This is a genomic window from Haloplanus aerogenes (assembly GCF_003856835.1).
Classification (GTDB): Archaea; Halobacteriota; Halobacteria; order Halobacteriales; family Haloferacaceae; genus Haloplanus; species Haloplanus aerogenes.
In genome coordinates this window covers 1,987,013-2,009,369 of record NZ_CP034145.1, presented here as the reverse complement: position 1 = coordinate 2,009,369, position 22,357 = coordinate 1,987,013, and the positions used below count along the sequence as shown (strand labels likewise).

At 67.8% G+C, this 22,357-nt stretch carries 25 protein-coding genes; 18 read left to right on the top strand and 7 right to left on the bottom strand.

Features of this window, described 5'->3' with window-relative positions; all coding sequences use genetic code 11:
• Nucleotides 1-54: 54 nt before the first annotated feature.
• Nucleotides 55-1,383: a lactate racemase domain-containing protein gene (locus tag DU502_RS10220; RefSeq protein WP_121919267.1), complete on the top strand. Its 1,329-nt coding sequence runs from the start codon at nucleotides 55-57 to the stop codon at nucleotides 1,381-1,383.
• Here DU502_RS10220 and DU502_RS10215 read toward each other — a convergent pair.
• On the bottom strand, nucleotides 1,380-2,474 hold the full coding sequence (locus tag DU502_RS10215; RefSeq protein WP_121919266.1) for an NADH:flavin oxidoreductase/NADH oxidase: 1,095 nt from the start codon (nucleotides 2,472-2,474) through the stop codon (nucleotides 1,380-1,382). The genes DU502_RS10220 and DU502_RS10215 overlap by 4 nt on opposite strands.
• A gap of 152 nt (nucleotides 2,475-2,626) precedes the next feature.
• On the opposite strand from DU502_RS10215, the gene DU502_RS10210 reads away from it, so the two are divergent.
• The 3 genes from DU502_RS10210 to DU502_RS10200 are packed head-to-tail and all read left to right on the top strand — an operon-like array spanning nucleotide 2,627 to nucleotide 7,374.
• Entirely contained in the window at nucleotides 2,627-4,216 is a 1,590-nt protein-coding gene (locus DU502_RS10210; protein WP_121919265.1) for a COG1361 S-layer family protein, read from the top strand.
• Complete coding sequence (locus DU502_RS10205) at nucleotides 4,217-6,559, top strand: efflux RND transporter permease subunit (RefSeq protein WP_121919264.1); 2,343 nt, start codon at nucleotides 4,217-4,219, stop codon at nucleotides 6,557-6,559.
• 2 nt (nucleotides 6,560-6,561) lie between these two features.
• Complete coding sequence (locus tag DU502_RS10200; protein WP_121919263.1) at nucleotides 6,562-7,374, top strand: universal stress protein; 813 nt, start codon at nucleotides 6,562-6,564, stop codon at nucleotides 7,372-7,374.
• Here DU502_RS10200 and DU502_RS10195 read toward each other — a convergent pair.
• Entirely contained in the window at nucleotides 7,371-8,060 is a 690-nt protein-coding gene (locus DU502_RS10195; RefSeq protein WP_121919262.1) for a TOBE domain-containing protein, read from the bottom strand. The two genes, DU502_RS10200 and DU502_RS10195, sit on opposite strands and share 4 nt — an antisense overlap.
• A 125-nt stretch (nucleotides 8,061-8,185) precedes the next feature.
• On the opposite strand from DU502_RS10195, the gene DU502_RS10190 reads away from it, so the two are divergent.
• The 12 genes from DU502_RS10190 to DU502_RS10135 all read left to right on the top strand — a co-directional run bounded on the left by DU502_RS10190 (nucleotide 8,186) and on the right by DU502_RS10135 (nucleotide 16,452).
• Nucleotides 8,186-9,271 (top strand): extracellular solute-binding protein, encoded by a 1,086-nt coding sequence (locus DU502_RS10190; RefSeq protein WP_241966762.1) that lies wholly within the window; start codon nucleotides 8,186-8,188, stop codon nucleotides 9,269-9,271.
• A gap of 53 nt (nucleotides 9,272-9,324) precedes the next feature.
• A complete protein-coding gene (locus tag DU502_RS10185; protein WP_121919260.1) occupies nucleotides 9,325-10,305 on the top strand; it encodes an ABC transporter permease in 981 nt (326 codons plus the stop codon).
• Complete coding sequence (locus tag DU502_RS10180) at nucleotides 10,302-11,285, top strand: ABC transporter ATP-binding protein (protein ID WP_121919259.1); 984 nt, start codon at nucleotides 10,302-10,304, stop codon at nucleotides 11,283-11,285. The genes DU502_RS10185 and DU502_RS10180 overlap by 4 nt, the downstream gene beginning before the upstream one ends.
• 134 nt (nucleotides 11,286-11,419) lie before the next feature.
• Nucleotides 11,420-12,058, top strand: a complete 639-nt coding sequence (locus DU502_RS10175) for a 50S ribosomal protein L1 (RefSeq protein ID WP_121919258.1) — start codon at nucleotides 11,420-11,422, stop codon at nucleotides 12,056-12,058.
• Nucleotides 12,055-13,104, top strand: coding sequence for a 50S ribosomal protein L10 (locus tag DU502_RS10170; RefSeq protein ID WP_121919257.1), 1,050 nt, complete (start codon nucleotides 12,055-12,057; stop codon nucleotides 13,102-13,104). Before DU502_RS10175 ends, DU502_RS10170 begins: the two co-directional genes overlap by 4 nt.
• A 15-nt stretch (nucleotides 13,105-13,119) precedes the next feature.
• Nucleotides 13,120-13,458, top strand: a complete 339-nt coding sequence (rpl12p, locus tag DU502_RS10165) for a 50S ribosomal protein P1 (RefSeq protein WP_121919256.1) — start codon at nucleotides 13,120-13,122, stop codon at nucleotides 13,456-13,458.
• 114 nt (nucleotides 13,459-13,572) lie between these two features.
• Nucleotides 13,573-14,805, top strand: coding sequence for a tripartite tricarboxylate transporter permease (locus tag DU502_RS10160; protein ID WP_121919255.1), 1,233 nt, complete (start codon nucleotides 13,573-13,575; stop codon nucleotides 14,803-14,805).
• Between the two features lie 82 nt (nucleotides 14,806-14,887).
• Nucleotides 14,888-15,235 (top strand): hypothetical protein, encoded by a 348-nt coding sequence (locus DU502_RS10155; protein WP_199722652.1) that lies wholly within the window; start codon nucleotides 14,888-14,890, stop codon nucleotides 15,233-15,235.
• A gap of 70 nt (nucleotides 15,236-15,305) precedes the next feature.
• The gene (locus DU502_RS10150) at nucleotides 15,306-15,485 is read left to right on the top strand and encodes an HVO_2753 family zinc finger protein (protein WP_121919254.1); all 180 of its coding nucleotides are present in this window, start codon (nucleotides 15,306-15,308) and stop codon (nucleotides 15,483-15,485) included.
• A 2-nt stretch (nucleotides 15,486-15,487) separates the two neighbouring features.
• A complete protein-coding gene (locus DU502_RS10145; protein ID WP_121919253.1) occupies nucleotides 15,488-15,754 on the top strand; it encodes an elongation factor 1-beta in 267 nt (88 codons plus the stop codon).
• Between the two features lie 43 nt (nucleotides 15,755-15,797).
• Entirely contained in the window at nucleotides 15,798-16,088 is a 291-nt protein-coding gene (locus DU502_RS10140) for a 50S ribosomal protein L21e (protein WP_121919252.1), read from the top strand.
• Between the two features lie 7 nt (nucleotides 16,089-16,095).
• Complete coding sequence (locus DU502_RS10135) at nucleotides 16,096-16,452, top strand: RNA polymerase Rpb4 family protein (protein ID WP_121919251.1); 357 nt, start codon at nucleotides 16,096-16,098, stop codon at nucleotides 16,450-16,452.
• Between the two features lie 6 nt (nucleotides 16,453-16,458).
• On the opposite strand, the gene DU502_RS10130 is transcribed toward DU502_RS10135, so the two are convergent.
• Together DU502_RS10130 and DU502_RS10125 are read right to left on the bottom strand one after the other, a co-directional pair.
• Nucleotides 16,459-17,055 (bottom strand): response regulator, encoded by a 597-nt coding sequence (locus DU502_RS10130; RefSeq protein ID WP_121919250.1) that lies wholly within the window; start codon nucleotides 17,053-17,055, stop codon nucleotides 16,459-16,461.
• Between the two features lie 43 nt (nucleotides 17,056-17,098).
• Nucleotides 17,099-17,626 carry an ATP-binding protein gene (locus tag DU502_RS10125; protein ID WP_121919249.1) on the bottom strand — a complete coding sequence of 176 codons (528 nt, stop codon included), beginning with the start codon at nucleotides 17,624-17,626 and terminating at the stop codon, nucleotides 17,099-17,101.
• A gap of 309 nt (nucleotides 17,627-17,935) precedes the next feature.
• Here DU502_RS10125 and DU502_RS10120 point away from each other — a divergent pair, with 309 nt between their 5' ends.
• Together DU502_RS10120 and DU502_RS10115 are read left to right on the top strand one after the other, a co-directional pair.
• Nucleotides 17,936-18,547 (top strand): RAD55 family ATPase, encoded by a 612-nt coding sequence (locus DU502_RS10120; RefSeq protein ID WP_121919248.1) that lies wholly within the window; start codon nucleotides 17,936-17,938, stop codon nucleotides 18,545-18,547.
• A 37-nt stretch (nucleotides 18,548-18,584) separates the two neighbouring features.
• Nucleotides 18,585-19,004, top strand: coding sequence for a CoA-binding protein (locus tag DU502_RS10115; protein WP_121919247.1), 420 nt, complete (start codon nucleotides 18,585-18,587; stop codon nucleotides 19,002-19,004).
• On the opposite strand, the gene DU502_RS10110 is transcribed toward DU502_RS10115, so the two are convergent.
• The 3 genes from DU502_RS10110 to DU502_RS10100 form a co-directional block, all read right to left on the bottom strand.
• Entirely contained in the window at nucleotides 19,001-19,309 is a 309-nt protein-coding gene (locus tag DU502_RS10110) for a DUF5798 family protein (protein WP_121919246.1), read from the bottom strand. The two genes, DU502_RS10115 and DU502_RS10110, sit on opposite strands and share 4 nt — an antisense overlap.
• A gap of 110 nt (nucleotides 19,310-19,419) precedes the next feature.
• The gene (locus DU502_RS10105) at nucleotides 19,420-20,466 is read right to left on the bottom strand and encodes an ABC transporter permease (protein ID WP_121919245.1); all 1,047 of its coding nucleotides are present in this window, start codon (nucleotides 20,464-20,466) and stop codon (nucleotides 19,420-19,422) included.
• Nucleotides 20,459-22,351 carry an ABC transporter permease family protein gene (locus DU502_RS10100; protein WP_121919244.1) on the bottom strand — a complete coding sequence of 631 codons (1,893 nt, stop codon included), beginning with the start codon at nucleotides 22,349-22,351 and terminating at the stop codon, nucleotides 20,459-20,461. Before DU502_RS10100 ends, DU502_RS10105 begins: the two co-directional genes overlap by 8 nt.
• Nucleotides 22,352-22,357 lie beyond the last annotated feature (6 nt).

Genomic DNA, 22,357 nt, shown 5'->3' with positions numbered 1-22,357 from the left:
GTCGTCCCGCTCGATCCGCGGGTTTCTTTTCTCCGTCCGCGCAACGGTCACGGGATGACCGATCCACTCGTCGTTCCCGAGGACACCATCCGAACGACCGTCGGCGACACCGCCCTGCCGCGCATGGGCGTCGTCGAACAGGTCTGGGAGACCGATCCGATCCCCGCCGAGGAGATCGAATCCCGGGCCGCCTCGGCCACCTACGACCTCGATTTCGCGCACGTCCCCGACGGCGGCGAGGTCGCTATCGGCGCCGGCAGTCGCGGCATCGCCAACCTCGGCACCATCGTCCGCGGCGTCGTCGCCGGCGTCCGCGAACAGGGCTACCAACCCTTCGTTTTCCCCGCGATGGGAAGTCACGGTGGCGCGACCGCCGAGGGGCAGCGCGAGAAACTGAACACGCTCGGCGTCTCGGAGGAGACCGTCGGCTGTGAGATTCGTGCGACGATGGAGGTGGAGACGGTGGGCGAGACGCCGGAACGGGGCGTGCCCGTCTACGCCGACGCGAACGCCGTCGCCGCCGACGGCATCGTGATGGTCAACCGCATCAAACCCCACACGGACTTCGGCGGCGAGGTGGAGAGCGGCCTCTCGAAGATGCTCGTCATCGGCATGGGCAAACAGAAGGGGGCGAAGATGGCCCACGACTGGGCGGTCGACTGGAGCCTCCGTAACATGCTCCCCGAAATCGCGAGTCAGCTACTGGAGGCGCTCCCTGTCGCCGGCGGCGTCGCCATCGTCGAGGACGAACACGACGACACGACGCTGATCGAGGGCGTCCCAGCCTCGGGCTTTCTGAAACGCGAGAAGGAACTGCTGGAGATGGCGGAGGATCGGATGCCCAAACTCCCGTTCGACGAGATGGACGTACTGGTGGTCGATCAGATTGGCAAGGACATCAGCGGACAGGGGATGGACACGAACGTCACCGGCCGCCGGCACTTCACGATCAACGAACCCGAACCCGAGTCGCCGGACGTAAAGCGGATCTACCTGCGCGGTCTGACCGAGAAGACGAAGGGGAACGCGATGGGGATGGGGCAGGCCGACTTCGTCCATCAGGACGTGAAGGCGGGCCTCGACTGGTCGAAGGCGCTCATCAACGCCATCACCGCGAGCACCGTCCGCGGCGTGCGCCTGCCACCGGTGGTCGAGAACGACCGCGCCGGCCTGCTGGGTGCGCTCGGCACCATCGGTCCCGTCGCCGGCGACGAGGCACGCGTCCTGCGCGTGACCGACACGATGCGGCTGGAGCGGGTGTACGCCTCCGAACCGCTGATCGAGGCGGCGCGGGAGCGTGACGACCTGCGGGTGGTCGCGGAGCCGGACGAAGTCGCGTTCGACGACGACGGCAACTTCGCCGCGCCGTCGCCGGATCGTTAGAAGGCGCGGTGGTACTGGACCGGCACCTCGATATCGGCGAGGCGGTCGAGTTGCTGGGCGGCGTGGAGCGCGAAGTAGGGGTCGCGGAGGTGTTCGCGGCCCACGATGGCGAGGTCGCCGCGGCCGTTCTTGATCAGCGCGTCGGCCTGTTCGGCCGTGGTGATGCCGCCAACGGCGCCGACGGCGACGTCCGACTCTGACTCCTGTTTGACCCGGCGAGCGTAGCGCTCCTGATACCCGGGTCCGGTCGACGGAATCTGCTGGTCGGGGTGGATGCCGCCGCCGCTCACGTCGATCAGGTCGACGCCGAGGGCGGCGAGGTCGTCTGCGAGGCGGATGGAGTCCGCGACGGTCCACGACTCGCGGTCGGGGAGCCAGTCGGTCGCGGAGATGCGAACGAAGAGTGGTTGGTCGCCCGGCCACACCTCGCGGACGGCGCTCGTGACCTCCCGGAGCAGGCGGGTACGGCCCTCGAAGTCGCCGCCGTAGGCGTCGTCGCGGTGGTTCGTCACGGGTGAGAGGAACTCGTGGAGGAGGTAGCCGTGGGCGCTGTGGACCTCGGCCACCTCGAAACCGGCATCGAGCGCGCGCTCGGCGGCGGCCCGGAAGGCGGCAACGACGTCCGCGATGTCGGCCTCGGTCATCGCGCGCGTCGGCACTTCGCCCGTCTCGTGGGGGTACGGCTCGGCGGAGGGAGCGATGGTCTCCCAGCCATCGTCGCCGGTGATCGGGTCGCGCCCCTCCCACGGCCGCATCGTCGACGCCTTCCGGCCCGCGTGCGCGAGCTGGATACCGGGAACACTCCCCTGTTCTCGAATCGCGGCCGTCGTGTCGGCCAGCGCGTCCGCGTGCTCGTCGCTCCAGATGCCGAGGTCGTAGGGCGTGATCCGGCCGCGGGGTTCGACGGCCGTCGCCTCGCTCATGACGAGGCCCGCACCGCCCACCGCTCGACTGACGAGGTGCGTGTGATGCCAGTCGGTCGGGAGGCCGTCGAGCCCTTCACAGGAGTACTGACACATCGGCGAGACCATCACCCGGTTCGGAATCTCGATACTGCGGAGTTCCAGTGGCGTGAACAGATCGGCTGACACAGCGTTCGCTTGGCAATCGACGCCGATACGCGTATCGGAAGCGGAAGGTGTCGCACCACGGCGTTTGTGTAGATAGTTCACACGACTATCCCGTCGAACACCGCTTAGAGCGACGACTTTATCAAAGAGTATTGTATAGTTATGGCACAAGCATGAATCAGGACGGACGGAAGACACGAGTCGGTGTGGCGGCCTTGCTGGCGCTGGTGGTAGTGCTAGCGACGGCCGCGACGCCGGTTGCGGCGGCGAGTTACGACGAGTATCAGCAACCCGAACTGACGACGGCCGTGCAGGGATCGAACGTGGTCGTCCCCGGTGAGACGACGACCCTGCAGGTGGGCATCCAGAACCGCGGGACGGCAGTGACCCGTTCCGAGGGGAGCGTCGACCGTCTCGCGACCGCCTTCCAGTCGGCGGGCGTGAAACCCGGCGCAGCGATGGCGACCACCGCGCGCGTCGAGGCCGGATCGGCGCCGGTGGACGTGCGGACGGGCGAGCAGTCCGTCGGCACCGTCGCCCCTGACGGCCACCGGCAGGTGCCGGTCGAAATCGAGGTGGCCGAGAACGCCGAACCCGGAACCTACCGGATTCCGGTCGTACTGGAGTTCCAGTACGTCCGCGCCGTCAGCGTCGACGACGACGAGAGCTTCATCACGCGGAACGACGCGACCGTCCGCACGCACGTGACGATCCGTGTCGACGAGTCGGTCCGTCTCGGCATCGACGGCGTCTCTGGCGAACACCTCCGCGCGAACGAGGACGGCCGGGTGTCGGTGACCGTCCGCAACACGGGGACGGAGACGGCGACCGACGCGGAACTGATGCTGAAGCCGAACGATCAGCTCACCCCGCGGACGAACGGCGTGGCGCTCGGGACGCTCGACCCCAACGAGACGGCGACGGCGACCTTCCGGGTCGGCGTGGCCGACATCGAGAACGCGGGCACCTTCGCCATCCCGTTCCAGCTACGGTACGAGGACGGTAACGGCGTCGTCCGCACGTCGGCGGTGCGCACCGGGTCGGTGACCGTCGAGGACGCTCCGTCGTTCGACCTCTCGGTGACGACGACCGACCTCTACGTCGACTCGACGGGTGCAGTGACGCTGTCGGTGACGAACACCGGCGACCGGCCCGTTCGGAACGCCCGCGCGGTGTTGCACCCGGCCGAGCCGTTCTCGCCGCTCTCGACGAGCGCTAGCCTCGGCACGCTCGACCCCGGCGAGACGGGCACGGCGACGTTCAAACTCGAAGTCGCGGACCGCGCCGTCGCGCAGTCGTACCCGCTCACGTTCACCGTCGTCCACGAGGACGCCTACCGCGAGCGGGTCGAGAGCGACAGTCTGACCGTTCCCGTGACGGTCGGCCCCGAGACGACGTTCGAAACGTCGGGTGAGCCGACGGTGACCGCCGGATCGACCGAGACGGTCGAGGTGACGATCACCAACACCGGCGAGGGCGTCATGCGCGACTCGGTGGCCCGGATCAACGTCAACACGCCGTTCGAGACGGACGACGACACGGCTTACGTCGGTGATCTGGAACCCGGCGAGTCGGCGACGGTCACGTTCACCGTGAGCGTCGACAGCGCGGCCACGCCCAAGACCTACTCCGTCGACACGACCGTCAAGTACGACAACGCCTTCGGCCGGACGGTCGTCACCGACGTGGAACCGACCGCCATCGAGGTGACCGAGAAGCAGGGTGGGCTGATCGCCTCCATCCTGCAGTTCCTGGGCCTGTAAATGTCGGATCTCGGCACGCGCGTCAGGGACGGACTCGAACGACTCGGCCGCGGGAGCGCCCGCAATCCCCGGCCGGTCGTCGCCGTCGTCCTCGTCCTCGTGATCCTCTCGGGCGGCGTCGCGGCCACGTCGCTCCAGATGAGCATGGGGATGACGCTCTACATCGACGACGACTCCGAGACGGCCGAGCAGTGGGCCGGGCTGAAGGAGGACTTCGAGACCGGTAACAACGTGTTCGTCGTCGTCGAGTCCGACCAGTTGTACGATCCGGCGACGATCCGGGCTATCGACCGCCTCGACCGGCGGTACACGGGACTCGACGAGACGACGCGGGTGATCAGCCTCGCGGATCTGGTCCGCGCGGGCAACGACGGCGAGATTCCGGAGACCGAGGCGGGCGTCCGGCGCGCACTCGACCGGGCGACCGCGCGGAACCCCGAACTCGCCGGCCTGCGGGCGCAGGTCGTCCCCAAGACCGGGACGACGATCATCCTCGCGGACTACGGCGAGGTGGACACGTTCGACCGTGGCCGCCTGCTCCCGACCCGGGGGTCGGACATCGTCTACGGGCAGATCCAGCAGGAGACGGAACTCGCCGCGCTCCCGCCCGGACTCTCCGTGACCGTCACCGGTCAGCCCGTCTTCGAGAACGCCGCCTTCGGGCTGATGCTGCCCGAGATGATCACGCTGTTCGCGGGCGCGTTCGCGCTCATCTTCGGCGTCGTCTACCTCGTCATGCGCTCGAAGGTTGAGCGCGGCTGGCACGTTTTCCTGCCGCTCGGTACGGCCATGACCGCGCTGGTCTACATGATGGGCGCGATGGGCGTACTGGGCTACAACTTCAACGCCATCATGCTGGGCGTGATGCCCATCGCCCTCGGGCTCGGCATCGACTACGGCCTGCAGATCCAGACGCGGTACCTGGAGGAACGGGAGAGCGGCCGCTCCCCCGTCGACGCGGCGGGGCTGGCGACCCGGACGACCGGCCGGGCGCTCCTCATCGCCATGGGCACCACCGTCGTCGGCCTCGGCTCGCTCCTCGTCTCGGCGGTGCCCCCGGTCCAGCAGTTCGGGGTCACGAGCGCCGTGAGTGTCGCCGCGAGTATGGTCCTCTCGGTGACGCTGCTGCCCGCGTTGCTGGTGCGGTTCGACGGCGGCGGCGACGAGCTCGGTGTCGGCGACGACGAGGACGGCGGCGACCGCCTCGAAGCCCTGACCGGACTGCTGACCCGACGGGGGACCGCGGGCCGGCCGCTGGTGACGCTCCTGATCGCCGCCTTGCTGGTCTCGGGTGGCGCCTACGCCTACCCGCAGGTCGAACCTCGCCAGCAGATGATGGACTTCTGGCCGCAGGACCTCGGTGCGAAGGAGGATCTGGAGGAGTTGGAAAACACCGTCGAGGGCTCGAAGGTAATCTACGTCGTCGTCGAGACGGATCGGGCGTACACGCCCGAGACGTTCCGGGAGGTGGCGACCTACCAGCGGTTGATGCTCGAGAATCCGAACGTGAACGCGGTGATGAGTCCGGTGACCGCGGTGCGGATGCAGAACGGTGGGTCGATACCTGACTCCCAGCACCGCCTCGACGCCAGCCTCCGGGTGGCGAGCGAGGACGGTCCGGCCGCGATTCGCGACCCGTCGGCCCACCCGAACAAGCTCCTCCTGACGTTCTACGTCGACGACGTGGAGGGCGAACCCGTCCGGACGCTGATCGACGAGTTCGAGGGCAACGCCGACTACACGCTGACGACGGCCGAGGAGGTACAGGTGACGGGCAAGCCCGTCCTCAACCGGAACGTCATCGAGAACGTCACGGCCGGACTGACGCCGATGACGCTCCTGAGTTTCGCGCTTGGCTTTGCCTTCCTCGCGTTCGCCTTCCGGTCGGTGAAGATTTCGGCCGTGTTGATCGCGAGCGTCGCCGGAAGCGCCGCGTTGCTGGTGACCGGGGCGATGTATCTGGTTGGCGTGCCGTGGAACCCGCTGACGATCACGATGTCGTCGCTGACCCTCGGGATCGGCATCGACTACGGCGTCCACGTCTTCGAGCGGTTCGAGTACGAGGTGGCCGAGCGGGGACAGTCCCGCCTCGACGCCGCGACGACGGCGGTGGCGAAACTCTCCCGGCCGGTGATCGGGTCGAGTTTCACCACCATCTTCGGGTTCGGCGTCCTCACCATCTCGCAGTTCCCGGTGCTCGCGAACTTCGGGGTGACGACCGTCTTCGCCATCGCCCTGTCGCTCGTCGCCTCCTTCGGCATCCTGCCGGCGGCGCTGGTGACAGTTCGGCTGATCGAGCGACACGACGACTCGACCCCGACCGCCGAAGCGGTGGGGAGCTAACCATGTACGACACCATCCTGATTCCGACCGACGGGAGCGACGCCGCGACGACCGCCGCCCGCTACGGGCTGGTCCTCGCCGAACGGGTCGACGCGACCGTTCACGTCCTCTCGGTCGTCGATCCCGACCGCGTCGTGACCGACGCGGTCGGCGACGTGGACGATCTGGTCCGCCGACAGCGCGCGCTTCTGTCCGACCGCGCCCGCGACGCCGTCGAGCGCGTCGAGGCGGAAGCTCCGGCGTCGATCGATATCCGCACTCACGTCGTCGAGGACCGCCCCGCTCGGGCACTGGCGACGGCCATCGACGACTACGACGCGGACCTCGTCGCGATGGGCACCCACGGCCGCTCCGGCGTCGACCGGTATCTGTTCGGCAGCCTCGCCGAACGAACCTTGCGGACGGCACACGTCCCGGTGCTGGCCGTCCGGGAAGCCGATGTCGAGACCGATCCGACCGTCGAGACGATCCTCGTCGCCACCGACGGGAGCGAGGCCGCAACGCGCGCGGGCGACCACGCCGTCGCCGTCGCGGCGGCGACCGGCGCCCGTCTCCACGCCCTGACCGTCGGCGACGACGAGGAACCCGCACGACGACTCGCGAATCGGGCCCGAGAAACCGGCGTCGACGCGTCCGCGGCCGTCAGGACGGGACACCCACACGAGGCGATCCGCGAGTACGCCGAGACGGTCGACGCGGACCTCGTGGTGCTCGGCACGCACGGCCGCTCCGGCGTGGAGCGGGTGCTCCTCGGAAGTGTCGCCGAACGAACCCTCCGGACGGCAACGCGGCCGGTTCTCGTCGTCGGCCCCTAGGCCGTCGGCACGCCGCGCGTCGCCGTCGCCTTGAACGAGGCGACGACCGGCGTGCCGCGGTGGAGGCGCAGTTTCTCGACGCTCGACTCGGTCACCAGCGCCGACAGCCGAACGTCGCCGCCCACGTCGATGGTCACCAGCGCGACCGCCTCGCCAGTGTCGACGGTGCGGACCGTCCCCTCCAGCCGGTTGCGGGCGCTGGTGCGATCCGGAGCGGGCGACTTCGAGGGTGACTGGAGCGTCACTGCGTCGGCCCGGAGGGTGAGGCGGACCTCGTCGCCGTCGCTCGGGACGAGCGCTCGGACCGTGCCCGCCGGCGTCTCGACGGTCGCGAGTTCGCCGTCGCGGTCCACGACCTGACCGGTGAGGACCGTCTCGGCCGTCTCGGCGACGCCAGTGAACTCCGCGCGCAGGCGATCGTAGCGCGACAGGAGGTGTCGGGCATCGTCGGTCAACTGACTGCCACCGCCACCCGAGCCGCCGCGCTTGCGTACCACCAGCTCACCGAAGGCCTCCTCCAGTTCGACGATCCGCTGTTGGGCCCGCGAGTACGACCGCCCGAGCGCCGTCGCCGCGGCGTTGATCGACCCGTGGTCGTCGATGGCCCGCAGCAGTTCCACGTCCCGCTGGGCGAGGGTCACGTCACCCTGCCCGATCCGGGCGTCGAACTCGGTCGAGAACTCCATGCGGCGGGGTACGGCGGCCGACACAAAAGGCGTTGTTGTAACGGGATGTAATTGGAACTGGTTACGTTTCCCGTTTGGCACCGAAGCCATTATGTCCTATAATTAATAACGCCGTTATGCTACTCATGAAACAACGGGAGCAGAAAGAGCACTGGAGGCAAGTGGTGCGGGGACGGTCGCGGCGCAACGTGCTGAAGGGGCTCGGCGCTGCCGGCCTCGCTGGCCTCGCCGGCTGTGCCGGCGGGTCCGGCGGTGGTGGTGGCAGCGACGGTGAAGGTGGCTCCGGCGGGTCCGAATCGAGCGTCGGCGGCTCGATGACCATCTTCCACGCCGGCAGTCTCGCGGCGGCGTTCAGCGCGGCCGAACCGCAGTTCGAAGAGGAGTACGGCGTCGACGTGAACCGGGAGCCGAAGGGATCGGTCGCCTCGACCCAGAAGATCACCCAGCAGGGTCGCGAAGCGTCCGTCCTCGGTGTCTCCGACTTCCGGCTCATCCGCGACCGGATCGTCCCCGACTACGGCGACTGGTACACCATCTTCACGACGAACTCGATGTCGATCCAGTACCGCGAGGACTCGCCGGGCGCCGACGAGATCACGACGGACAACTGGTGGGAGATCCTGTCGCGCGACGACGTGACCATCGGCCACTCCGATCCGGCGGTCGACCCCGGTGGCTACCGCGCGGTCATGACCCAGCAACTCGGCAAGGAGGAGTTCGAGGGCTCCGCGCTCTACGACCAGTCCACCTACGAGAAGCTTCGCGAGAACTCGCAGGTGCCGACGGGAACGGAGACGAAGCTCAAGGGACAGCTCGAATCCGGCGCCCTCGACTACGCCTTCTACTACCAGTCCATCTCGAGTACGGCGGATATGCCGTTCATCGACCTCCAGCCCCAGGTCGACCTCTCGAAGGCGACGAGCAAGTACGCCGAACACTACGCGAAGGCGAAAGTCGAAACCAGCAGTGGGACGTTCACGGGCGCACCCATTGCCTACGGGATGACTGTCCCGAGTGTCGCTCCCAACCCCGAGGCGGGCGCCGCGTGGATCGAGTACTTCGGCAGCGACGCCGGTCGCTCCGTCCTCGAGGATCTGGGTCTCGTTCCCGTCGATCCCATCGTCGTCCCCCAGAGCGGACAGGACGCCGTGCCGGATCGTGTGATGAACGCCGCCTCGGCGAAGAGCAACCTCGGTCCGCTCGAACTGTAACGGAGCCCACCGCTCCGACACAGCTATGTTTCTGAAAAGGAATAACGATACCAATGGCTACGCGCACTGAAACGCGGTTCTCCCTCGATGGTGTCGGGCGAGTCCCGCTGGCGGTGGCGTTCATCGCCGTGCAGGCACTCGCGTTCGTCGCCGCGTACACGGCCGGGCGCCCGACGTGGTACGCCTTCTTCATGATCGGGAGTACGGCGGTCACGGCGTACGTGCTCCACGGCGACTCCTTCGTCGTCGCGGCGGCGACGCTCGGGAGTATCCTGATGGTCGCGCTCGGGCTTCCCCTCTTTCTCTTCGTCGCCCGACAGCAACCGTCGATTATCGTCGAGAAGGCGCTCAACCCCGATGTTCATCAGATGCTCTATCTCGGGGTGTACGGCCCGCTCCTCGCGGCTATCGTCAGCCTCGTTTTCGGCGTGCCGCTGGCGCACCTCCTCTCGAAGGGGTTCGCCGGCCAGCAGTTGGTCGAGAGCCTCGTCGACTTGCCACTGGTCGTTCCGCACAGCGTCGCGGGCATCCTCATCCTCTTCGGCTTCGGGAAGGGCGGCGCGTTCCCGAACGTCACCGTCCTCGGGAGTATGGTCGGGATGGTGCTGGCGATGACGTTCGTGAGTGCCCCCTACGCGGTCAACGCCACGCGTGAAGCGTTCGAGTCGATCAACGACCGTCTCGAGTACGCCTCGCGCATCCACGGCGCGAGCCGATGGGACACGTTCCGCCGCGTGACCGCCCCCCTCGCGGTCCGTGGCATGGTCACCGGTGGCGTCCTCGCGTGGGCGCGGGCCGTCTCGGAGTTCGGCGCCGTCGCCGTCGTCGCCTACTCCGTCTCCTTCTTCTACCCGCCGGCTGGCGGGGAAGTAACGACCCAGCACGCCCCCGTGTTCGTCTACGGGACGTATCTGCAGGGTGGCCTCGCGGAGAGCGGTGCCGTCGCGTTCATCCTGCTCGGCGTCTCCGCGCTCATCTTCCTGATCATCCGGTATCTCACCAGCGACAGCACGACGACGGGAGGGGTCGTATGAGTCTCCACGCCGACGTGTCGGCGACGTTCTCCGCCGACGGCGCGGAGTCGTTCCACGTCGACGCCGAGTTCGAGGTCGAACGCGGTGAGAGCCTCGTCATCCTCGGCCCCAGTGGGAGCGGGAAGACGCTCCTGCTGGAGACGGTCGCCGGCTTCCATCCCCACGACGGTCCCGTCACGCTCGACGGCCAGCGTGTGAACGATACACCGCCCGAGAAGCGCGACTTCGGGTTCGTCTTCCAAGACTACGCGCTCTTCCCGCACATGACCGTCCGCGAGAACGTCGACTTCGGGAGTCGCTACCACGACGACACCCGCGACCCCGACGAACTGCTCGCGGAACTCGGGGTCGGGGATCTGACGGATCGCTACCCACCGACGCTCTCGGGCGGCGAGCAACAGCGCGTCGCGCTGGCGCGGGCGCTCGCCGTTCGCCCCGAAGTCATGCTCCTCGACGAACCCCTCGCGGCGCTGGACGTACCGACCCGGCAGTCACTGCGCGACGACCTCGCGGACGTACTGGCCGACGCGACGGCCGTCTACGTCACGCACAACCGGACGACCGCCCGCGCGCTCGCGGACCGTATCGCGGTGATGAACGACGGACAGGTCGTTCAGATCGGCACGCCGGACGAGATTTTCCACCGGCCCGAGTCGCCGATGGTGGCACGGTTCACCGGGTCGAACGTGATCGACCTCGACGACGCGCCGTCGATCCGCTCGGCGCTCGATGTCTCGACCGACGGCATCGTGACGATCCGACCCGAATCGGTCGAGTTCGGCGATAGCGGCGACGTGCGAGCGACCGTCGACCGCATCGTCCGCGAGGATGCCACCAACCGCGTCACCTTCGTCGTCGACGACGTGACCGTCGAGGCGTTCGCGGAGCGAGCGCCCGCCGTCGGCGACGAGGTGTGGCTCACGTTCCCCGCTGACGCTCTCCACGTCTGCCGCACCTACGCAGCGTCGACATCCGTCTAAAACACCCGTCTTCGGGGGCGTCGTCGCCCGCCCTTCGACGGACTTAAGTCTGGCATCCACCACCTTCCGATGAGACAGGCCCACGCCTGTTTCACTGACCCGTAGGAGCGTTCAGCGTACTACGGAGGTGAAAGATGGCAGATACAATAGAGGAAGCAGTACATCGCGCACTCGACGAGGCGCCGCCGCGGAACTTCCGCGAGACGGTCGACCTCGCCGTGAATCTGCGTGATCTAGATCTCAACGACCCGTCGAATCGTGTCGACGAGAGCGTCGTCCTGCCGGCCGGTACCGGCCAGGAGACGCAGATCGTCGTCTTTGCAACCGGTGAGACCGCACTCCGCGCCGAAGAGGCCGCGGACGACGTCCTCGGGCCCGACGAACTCGAAGACCTCGGGGACGACGACGACGCCGCGAAGGACCTCGCCGACGAAACCGACTTCTTCGTCGCCGAGGCGTCGATGATGCAGGATATCGGTCGCTATCTCGGGACCGTCCTCGGGCCGCGCGGCAAGATGCCGACGCCGCTCCAGCCCGACGACGACGTCGTCGAGACGGTCAACCGGATGAAGAACACGGTCCAGCTTCGGAGCCGCGACCGACGCACGTTCCACACGCGCGTCGGCGCTCAGGACATGGACGCCGAGGACATCGCGGACAACATCGACGTGATCGTGCGTCGGCTCGAAGCCGCGCTGGAGAAAGGCCCCCTCAACATCGACTCCATCTACGTCAAGACCACGATGGGGCCGTCCGTGGAGGTAGAGGCATGAGCGAGAGCGAGGCGGCGCGCAAGACGGAGACGATCCCGCAGTGGAAACAGGAGGAAGTCGACGAACTCGTCGACTTCATCGAGTCCTACGCGAGCGTCGGTATCGTCGGCGTCGCCGGCATTCCGAGCCGACAGCTCCAGAACATGCGTCGCGACCTCCACGGGAGCGCCGAGGTGCGGATGAGCCGCAACACGCTCGTCCAGCGTGCGCTCGACGAAGTCGACGAGGGCTACGAACAGCTCTCCGAGTTCGTCGCCGGACAGGTCGCGCTCATCGGGACCAACGACAACCCGTTCGGGCTCTACCAGCAGCTCGAAGCGTCGAAGACGCCCGCCCCGATCAACGCGGGCGAAATCGCCCCCAACGACATCGTGATCCCGGAGGGCGACACCGGCATCGACCCCGGCCCGTTCGTGGGCGAACTCCAGCAGGTGGGCGCGGAAGCCCGCATCATGGAGGGATCGATCAAGGTGACCGCGGACTCGACGGTGCTCGAAGCCGGCGGGGAGGTCAGCGACAATCTCGCGAACGTCCTCAGCGAGCTGGGCATCGAGCCCAAGGAAGTCGGTCTCGACCTGCGCTCGGTCTACTCCGAGGGCGTCCTGTTCGAACCCGACGAACTCGCTATCGACGTGGACGAGTACCGCGCCGACGTCGAGTCGGCCGCGGCGGCCGCGCGCAACCTCTCGGTCAACGCGGCGTACCCGACGGCTCGCACGGCGGGCACGCTGCTGGCCAAGGCGGCCGGCGAGGCCAAATCGGTCGGCCTCTTCGCCGCCATCGAGGACCCCGAGCTGATGCCGGACCTCGTGGCCCAGGCCGATGGGCAGGTTCGCGCACTCGCGGCACAGATCGACGACGACGAGGCGCTTCCGGAGGAACTGCGCGGCGTCGACGCGCCCGCAGTGACCGAGGAAGCCGAGGAGGAATCGAGCGACGAAGACGACGAGGCGGACACCGCCGACGAGGACACGGACGCCGACACCGACGACGACGAAGACGACGGTGGCGACGGCGCCGAAGGCCTCGGAGCGATGTTCGGCTAACAACGGAGATTAACAATGGAATACGTTTACGCAGCACTCATCCTGAACGAGTCCGGTGAAGAGATCAACGAAGACAACGTGACCGCGGTCCTCGAAGCCGCCGGTGTCGACGTGGAGCAGTCCCGCGTCAAGGCGCTGGTCGCCGCTCTCGAGGACGTCGACATCGAGGAGGCCATCGAGACGGCCGCCGCCGCGCCCGCCGCTGGCGGCGCCGCTGGTGGTTCCGCCGGTGGCGACGACGACGACGAAGGCGACGAGGCCGACGACGAAGCCGAAGAAGAGGAAGCCGCCGAAGAAGAGGACGACGAGGACGAAGAGGCCAGCGGCGAGGGCCTCGGCGAACTCTTCGGTTAGACGCCTCCCCGGTGCAATCCGATTTTTTTGCGACGCCGACCGCGTAGCGGCGCGTGGGCGTGGACGGAAGTAATGCCGTAGGTTAAAGAGCGATACCGCGGCCACCTTCGCGAGATGCTGGCTTCGGCTGCCGACGCCGTCCCTACCGTCGGCCTGACGACGCTCGGCTATGCCCTCGTCGGCGTCGCCCTCGGCACCTGTAGCGGGCTGACGCCCGGCCTGCACGCCAACAACTTCGCCCTCCTGCTGGCCTCGGCCGTCCCGGTCTTGCCGGGACCGACCGTCGCGCTCGGCGCCGCGATGCTCGCCGCCGGCGTCGTCCACACGTTCCTCGACGTGGTTCCGGCGCTCACCCTCGGTGTCCCCGACCCCGCCACCGCGGCCGTCACCCTCCCCGGCCACCGCCTCGTCCTCGACGGGCGCGGACGGGAGGCGCTCCGGCTCTCGGCGCTCGGGAGCGGCCTCGCCGTCGTCGTCGCCCTCCTCGCCGCCGTCCCAGTGACCCGCGCCGTCGAGGCCGTGTACCCGACACTCCGTCGCCACCTTCCCCTCCTGTTGGTCGCGGTGGGCGTCGTCCTCGTCGCCACCGAATCGACGTGGCGTCGGCGCGGGGCGGCCGTCGTCGTCCTCGCCGCCGCTGCCGGCCTCGGCTGGGTGGTCCTCGACCTCGATCCGACGGGACCCGTCGCCGCCGGCGGCGTCCTCGCCCCGCTCTTCGCCGGCCTGTTCGGCGCGCCGGTGTTGATCGAGGCGCTCTCCGGCGAGGGCATCCCACCACAGGCCGACCCGACGGTAACGCTCGACCGGCGGACCATCCTCGGAACGGCGAGCGCCGGGGCGGGTGCGGGGGCGCTCGTCGGCTACCTCCCGGGCGTCTCAGCGGCTGTGGGGACGGTCCTCGTCCTCCCGGCTGTTCCGGGTGAGTCGGGAGCGCGTGGCTTCCTCGTCGCCTCCAGCGGGGCGAACACGGCGAACACGGTGTTCGCGCTGTTCGCGCTCGTCACCTTCGGGATGCCTCGGACTGGCGTGATGGTCGCGATGGACCGGGCGGGCACGGTGGCGGGGACGGGCGTTCTCGTCGGCACGGCCTGTCTCGCGGCCGCCGTGGGGTTCGCGCTCGTCGTCTCCGTCGGTGACGCCTACCTCCGCACGGTCGGCCGCCTCGACCACACGCGCGTTTCGCTCGCGACGGGGGGCCTCCTGCTCGTTCTCGCCTACCTGTTCGCGGGTGGGCTCGGCCTCGCGATATTCGCGCTCGCGGCCGTCGTCGGTCTCCTCCCACCCCTCCTCGGCGTGCGCCGCGTTCACCTCATGGCCGTCCTCGTCCCTGCCATCGTGTCGACGTGACGGCCCGTTTCGCTTCCCACGGGCCGAGAATCATAGGAGAACTGATACTCTTAGAGAGACTACTAGTAACTGGTGAAGAACGATGAGTATCCAGACACTCTCCCCGGCCGACCAGAAGCGGCAGTCCGCGCTGGCGGCGATGCCGCCGATCGAGCGGACGGAGACGGACGGCGAACTCCGGGTCACCCACGGCTTCCGCGGGGTCAACCCCGAACAGGCGATCCGGTATCTGGAAGCACTGGGTGGCACGAAAGTCGACGACCGGACCGTCGAGGGAGCGGGCTGGGATGCTCGCCTCTCGACACGGGTCGTCCCCGTCGGTCCGTCGTACCGACTCACCGAGGTTCGCATCACGTGGACCGGTGACCCGGCCGCCGTCGAGTCGGTGGTGCTACGGTTCCGGCTGAAGGCGTTTCGGGCGCCCGGCTGATCGGTCTCGGTTTTTGCGACGCAAAACCCGAAAGACAACGATTAAAACCCGCCGGCGGGTTCGTACGGGTATGAGCCAGACGGAAGGAAAACAGGAGCGCCAGTGTGTCTCCTGTGGCATCAACATCTCCGGGATGAGCGCCGCCGCGTTCAAGTGCCCGGACTGCGGCCACCAGATCTATCGCTGTGCGAAGTGCCGCAAGCAGAGCAACCTCTACGAGTGTCCCGACTGCGGGTTCCGGGGGCCGTAACGATGGGGAAAGTCGCCGCCAAGATGAAGGTCATGCCGCAGAGCCCCGAAATCGACCTCGACGACCTGCAGGAGCGACTCGAAGCCTCGCTCCCCGAGGGCGCGAAGATCAACGGGTTCGAGCGCGACGAAGTCGCGTTCGGACTGGTCGCCCTCCTGCCGACGGTCATCGTCCCCGACGACGCGGGCGGTACCGAGGCCGTCGAGGAGTCGTTCTCCGGCGTCGACGGCGTCGAGAGCGTCGCCGTCGAGAACGTCGGCCGGATCTAACAACGCACCATTTATAATCACCACCGGAGTAATCACGCACATAATGCCGAGTTCGAACGGACCGCTGCAGGGGACGCGCGGCAAGCTCTCGAACGACCCGCGAGAGCGTGGCGCCTCCCCGCCCCAGCGCGCGATTCAGGAGTACGAGACCGGTCAGAAAGTTCACCTCAAGATCGACCCCAGCGTCTCCGAGGGCCGGTTCCATCCCCGTTTCAACGGACACACCGGAACCGTCGTCGGGACCCAGGGTCGTGCGTTCAAGGTCGAGATCAACGACGGCGGCAAGGACAAGACGCTCATCACGCGCCCGGCACACCTCAAGGCCCAGCAGTAGTCGCGCGATGACGATATTCAAAGAGAAGCTCGACGAGGAGTTCGTCACCATCTCGGAGGTCAAAGACCTCCTCGCCGAGGTCGAAGCCGAACGCGCCGCCGACGTCGACCGCGAGATGCGGTACGAACTCGCGCGGGCCATCGAGCACGCCAACACGTTCGCCGTCCTCGACGCCGACGAGTCGCGCGAACTCGTCGAGGAACTGCTCGAACTCGAGCAGGTCGACAACGTGGCCGCGTTCAAGATCGCGGATCTGCTCCCGCAGGACCGGGACGAACTCCGTTCGGTGTTCGCCCACGGTCGCTACTCGCTCGACGGCGACGAACTCGACGAAATTCTGAACGTCGTCGCGAAGTACGCCTGACCGTTTTCAGGGCGTTCCGTCGTCGTTGGCGTCGCCGTCGTCGATGAGCCCCGACAGCGCCCGCTCGAACGTCTCGGGCGACATATCACCGATCGTCTCCGACGCCACCGCATCCAGTTCCGACGCGCGCTCCTGCAGGGATTGGTACTCGTCGCTCACGGCGAGTTCCCGTTCGGTCTTCTCGGTTTCGAGGAGCGCGAGTTTCTCCGCGACGGAGAACCGCTCGCGGATCCGTTCGTCGTACTCCGCCAGCATGAGGAGTTCGTCGACCGTCTCCCGGAGTTCCTCGTCGCTCACCGGTTTGATCAGGTAGGTGTCGAACTCCATGTCGGTAATGTCGAAGTCAGGGTCGACGGCCGTCACCATCGCCACCCGCACGTCCAGCCCCCGGCTCCTGATTTCGTCGAGCACTTCCTGCCCGGACAGCCCCGGCATCCGACGGTCGAGCAGGACGACATCGGCGTCGGCTACCAACTCCAGTGCCTCCTCGCCGCTGTACGCTTTCAGTACGGTGTACTTGCCGTCAGTAAATGCGAGCGCATAGACGTCGACGACGTCTTTCTCGTCATCGACGAGGAGCACGGTCGGCTGCGCTGTTACCATCGTGGGTCCATCAGGTGCGTCCGGTGTTAAACGGTATGGGTCGTCACGCGACGTCGTCGAGTTGTCGCTGTTCGGCCGCTACCGGACGGAGATGGAGTTCGATCGTCGTCCCGTCCGCGGTCCGCCGTCGACGAACCTCGCCCCTGTACGAGTCGATCACCCAGCGAACCAGCCAGAGGCCGAGGCCGCTGCTGTGGGTCAGTTGTGTGATCTCCGCCTCGCCCGTGATGACCTGCCACTCGTCGTCCGGGATGCCGCGGGCGTCGTCGTGAAGTCGGATGTCGGTCCAGTCGTCATCGACCCCCGCCTCGATCCGGAGCGTCGGGTCCGGATCGTCGTTGTGGACGAGGGCGTTCTCGACGCCGTCGATCGTCGGCGGATCGTGGCGGCAGACGACGCAGTCGATCACGTCGTCGTGGACGGCTTGGCGGGCCGCATCGAGAGTGGTCACCGTACGAATCGTCAGCGTCGCGTCGGCGTCGACGAGTTGCGGACCGAGTTCCAGCGCGTTCCTCCCAGCCGATTCGACCAGCAGGACGTTGATTTCGGCCTCGACTGGGGCGGACGTCATTCGACGCTTCTTCGGACGCAACCGACGGTGGTAAATGTAGCGCCCTTGCCGCGTCGAGGGTTCCCGAACGACTCAATATCACCACCGCTCGCCGCGACGACGCGCTGTCACCGCAGACATAATAAATCCAACTGGTGCATCCTGACACGAACGGTTCTCCCGTGTCGGCCCTTCATCCCTCGATTCTGCGCAATCAAAAAGAATATTACCGGCTCACTATATTTTCATACTATCTCATGATCTCCGGTGAGTTGTGTCGTTCGCAGGGAGAGGCCGTCCCCTGTCCGTTCGTCCCTGCGAGGGTTCGTGATGTATGACCTTGGCCCGCCGCTGGATGTCGAGGTCGAGCAGGGGTCGAACCTGCTGCTCTCCGGCCCTGCACTCACCGGTAAGAAGCAACTGGCCTTCGATATTCTGGCGGAGGGCATTCGCGACGGCGAGGGTGCCATCGTCGTCAGCAACACCGACGGCGCCAAGCGGGTGTTCGAAGCGTTCGACGAGCGAGTCGACTACGCCGACCGGCCCGTCGCTGTCGTCGACTGCGTGACCCGACAGCAGGGCGTGAGCGAGGCCCGAGACGACGCGCAGGTCCGCTACACCTCGTCGCCGGTCGATATGACCGGCGTCGGGATCAAGTTCTCCGAACTGTTAGAGGAGTTCTACGAGCGCCAGGCCGTCAGGCGCAACCGCGTGTTCCTGGACTCGCTGTCGACGCTCCTGATGTACTCCGACCTCCAGACCGTCTTTCGATTCCTGCACGTGTTCACGGGACGGGTCCAGAGCGTCGACGGCCTCGGCCTCTACGCCATCGACTCGACCGCCCACGACGACAAGACGATGAACACGCTCAAGCAGTTGTTCGACGGCGTCATCGAGACGCACGAGGACGGGGAACCGACGGCGAACCTGCCCGGCGTCTAAGCGTACCTTTCATTCCGCGTGCCCCCGTAGCCGACCCATGACCGACGCCACCGACGAGGAGATTCGCGAGTTGCTGGACGTCGAAACCATCGCCGTCATCGGGTGTTCGGCCACGCCGGGGAAGGCGGCCCACGACGTGCCCGCCTACCTCCAGCGACAGGGGTACGACATCATCCCGGTGAATCCGAATCGCGACGAGGTGCTGGGGCGGACGGCGGTCGATAGCCTCGACGACGTGTCCGGGCACGTCGATCTGGTGGACGTCTTCCGGCCCAGCGAAGAAGTGAGTCGCATCGTCGACGCCGCGCTCAAGCGACACCAGCGCCACGACGATCTCGACGGCATCTGGCTCCAGCGTGGCATCCGCGACGACGCGGCGGCCGCCCGCGCCCGCGACGCCGGCCTGATCGTCGTGCAGGACCGGTGCCTCAAGGTCGAACACGGCCGGTTAGGCTAACTGCTCGTCGACTCGTCGGCGCCTTCACTCTCCTCACCGCGTTCCCCCGCCACGGCCTCGGCGTCGACGACGTGGACTTCGGCGGTGATCGCCTCGACGTCGACACCCTGTTTCTCCGCGAGTGCCTCGATGAGCGCTCGCTGTTCGGCCAGTTCGCGGTCGACCTGGTCGACGCGGTCTTTCGTCTCGTCGACGGTCTTTCGCGTCTCGTTGACCTGTTCGCGAAGCTGGTTCAGGCGTGCGTACACGTCTTCGGCCATGTCGGCGATCTGTTGGAGTTTCTTCGCCGTGCTTCCGAGACCCATACGTGTGCGTTCTCCGCAGGCCTTGAGTGTGTTTCGGGGTGGCGTCGGTATCGTCCTCGTCCGAGCCGTTCGCCGGGCGAGGGTCGGCGAGCGTCCATCGGAATCCCCGATCAGTCGGCCAGTCCGATCCGCGGAACCGCCTGCCGGAGCAGGACGTAGGCTCCGACGCCGAGGACGAGATACCCCCCGACGAGCAGCGGGTACGTTGCGCCGACGCTGTCGACGGCGAGACGGGCGACGGTGTTGACGGGATTCAGCGGCAGGAGCGTCGTCCCGCCGAAGGCGACGAGGACGCTCACCGAGTAGAGGAACTGCGCGGCGCGGCGGTCGGGAGCGAGTAGGGCGATGGTCGCGCCGAGGGTCACGACGAGGAGGGAGAGCGCCGCGACCACCAGCAACACGGCGAGGGGGTGGCGGACGGTTGTCCCGTTGAATCCGAGGAGAGCGAGCCACAGGCCGGCCTGCGCCGGCGCCAGCGCCGCCGCCGCCCACACCTTGCCGTCGACGATGTCGACCGTCGAGACGGGCGCAACCCGGAGGAGTTCGAGCGTGCCGCGTTCGAACTCCTCGGTCACCGAGTCGACAGTGATCGACCCGCTGATGAAGACGGGGAGGAAGCAGAGGAGGGGGAGGAGGACGGTGTAGCTGAACCCGTAGTAGGGCGTCGATCCGCTCCGCGGCGGGAGGCCGAGTGGCGTCGCGGAGAGGTAGCTCGACCGCTGGTCGCGCTCCACCCGCTCGAACGTCGACAGCGCCTCGCGTAACTGGACGACGATGATCGTCGTCCGCACGTTGCCGTCCGGCGCTGTCGCTGTCACGAACACCCGTCCAGCCCGCCGATCCGCGAGGAGGACGGCGTCCACCTCGCCGCGCTCGAACGCCGCCCGGGCCGCCGCCTGCGAGTCGTAGGCCACGCCCGCCATTGACGCCTGATCGTCGACGACACGCAGGAGGTCGTCGCTCGCGTCGCCGGTCACCCCGACCGTCGCCTCGTACCCCTCGACGCTCCCCGGATCGTACAGCGAGACGAGGCCGACGACGAGGAAGGAGGAGAACGCGGCGATAAAGAGTTGGATCAGCAGGGCGAGGACGATGGTCTTCTCGGACCGCAGCGTCGCCAGTTCTCGCCGGGCGATGGTGAGGCGTGGCTCAGCCAAGGGTACTCACCACCGCGAGGTTGTAGGCCGCGTGGACGGCGATGGCGGGGACGAGCGCGGCCAGATAGGAGGCGCGGTCACGGGTCGCCCCGAGCGACGCGATGCTCGTCGTCGTCGCGTGGAGGGCGAGCGGTGCGAGTAAGAGGAGGAGGCCGACCGTCGGCGTCGCCGCGATGCCCGCGGAGGTGAAGGCCGCGCGGCCGAGCGTGAGGTCCGGGAGGCCGACGAACTGGACGATAGCGGTGAGTTTCTCGCCGAGGAAGAAGCCGAGCCCCGAGAGCGCGCCGAGGGCGAGCGCCGTCTTCCAGCCGCGCCGGCCGGCGAACGGGCCGCGGAACCCCGCGTAGAGGTGGACGCTCTTGGCGACTTCCTCCACCGTCGCGACGGCGACCAGCAAGAGTGGGATCGACACCTCGACGGGCAGGACGAAGAGGACGGCGATGGCGAGGAGTTCTGCGATGAAGACGAAGGGAATCGAGAGCGCGCTCAGGACGGCCACGGAGCGCCGACGGCTGATCCGGCTGTTGAGCGCGTCGAGGAACTTCAGCGGCACCGCGCGCTGGGTGAACATATCCTCCTCGCGGTAGACGCCGACGCCGAGGAGAAAGAGGACGGCGGACCCGACGTAGAAGGGGCCGGTCGAGAAGGCGTACTGCACGGCCGTCACGCCCGTCCCCTGCAGGTCGTGAACCACGAGCGTCAGCGGCGAGATGAGCGCGATGGGCGTCACGTTCGTGAAGATGGCCGGGACGAACGCGTAGGAGGTGAGGAAGACGGAGATGGAGACGGTGACGAACGTGAGTTCCTTGAAGGAGCGGGCGAACATGCCGCCGACGAAGGTGGCGGCGAGATACAGCGTCGCGATGGGGGCGACAGCGGCGATACTGACCGGCCCGCCGCCGATGGCGAGGGCGACGAGGGTCGTGATGCCGACGAGGAGCGCGAGGTAGGGCAGGGTCTTGCCGGCGACGATGGCCGACGGGGAGACGGGCGCGACCAACAGCAGTTCGCCCCGCCGGTTGATCCGTTCGTTGAGGATGCTACTGCCGTAGGGCTGGATGACGAAGTTCATGGGGATGAAGAAGACGAAGGCGAGGACGAGCGCGCCGAAGGGAAAGGGTGGGGAGATGTCGGCTGGCGACCCGGACGACCCGCCACCACCGAGGAGGCCTCCCGTACCGAATCCGGGGACGCCGAGGGGGCCGTCGCCGGTCGATCCGCCGGCTCCGACACCACCGGATCCGCCCCCGGCGCCGACGCCACCGGATCCGCTCCCGGCGCCGACGCCTGCCCCACTACCGTCGCCGTCACCGGCGCCGCCGGTTCCCGCCCCGCCGCCGTCGCCACCACTGCCCCCATCTGTGTCGCTCCCGGCCGTGACGGCCTCGTCCGGCGTCTGCTCGGCGTATCGAAGGGTCACGACGACCGGGAACGCGGCCGACTCGTTGCGCTCTTCGCGCATCTCGGCGAGGTTGTGTCCGCGGACGGCGTTCCGGAACGTCGACAGCGCGGCCCGCGCTTTCTGCGAGTTGGCGACGTAGAAACGGTCGTTCCGGACCACGACCTCGACACCGCGTCCGAGGCGGTCGATATCCAGCGGTCGTGCGGCGAGGGCGGGACTCTCCTGCACGACTTCGTAGTAGGGGCTGTCGTCCGCGACGCCAATACGGTACACGTCGCGGTCGAGGGCGACGCCGCCGGTCGCCATCGCGGCGCCGCCGACGGCGCCGGCGAGGAGGAGGGCGACGAGACCGAGGATGGCCGTCTGGCGGTCGACGACGCCGGCGCTCCGACTCGTCTCCCAGCGGGCGATGCGGGCGACCGACCGGAGACCCGACCGGGCGTCGTCGATGGCTCGCTGGAGGCGTGCCCGTGGACCACTCATAATGGT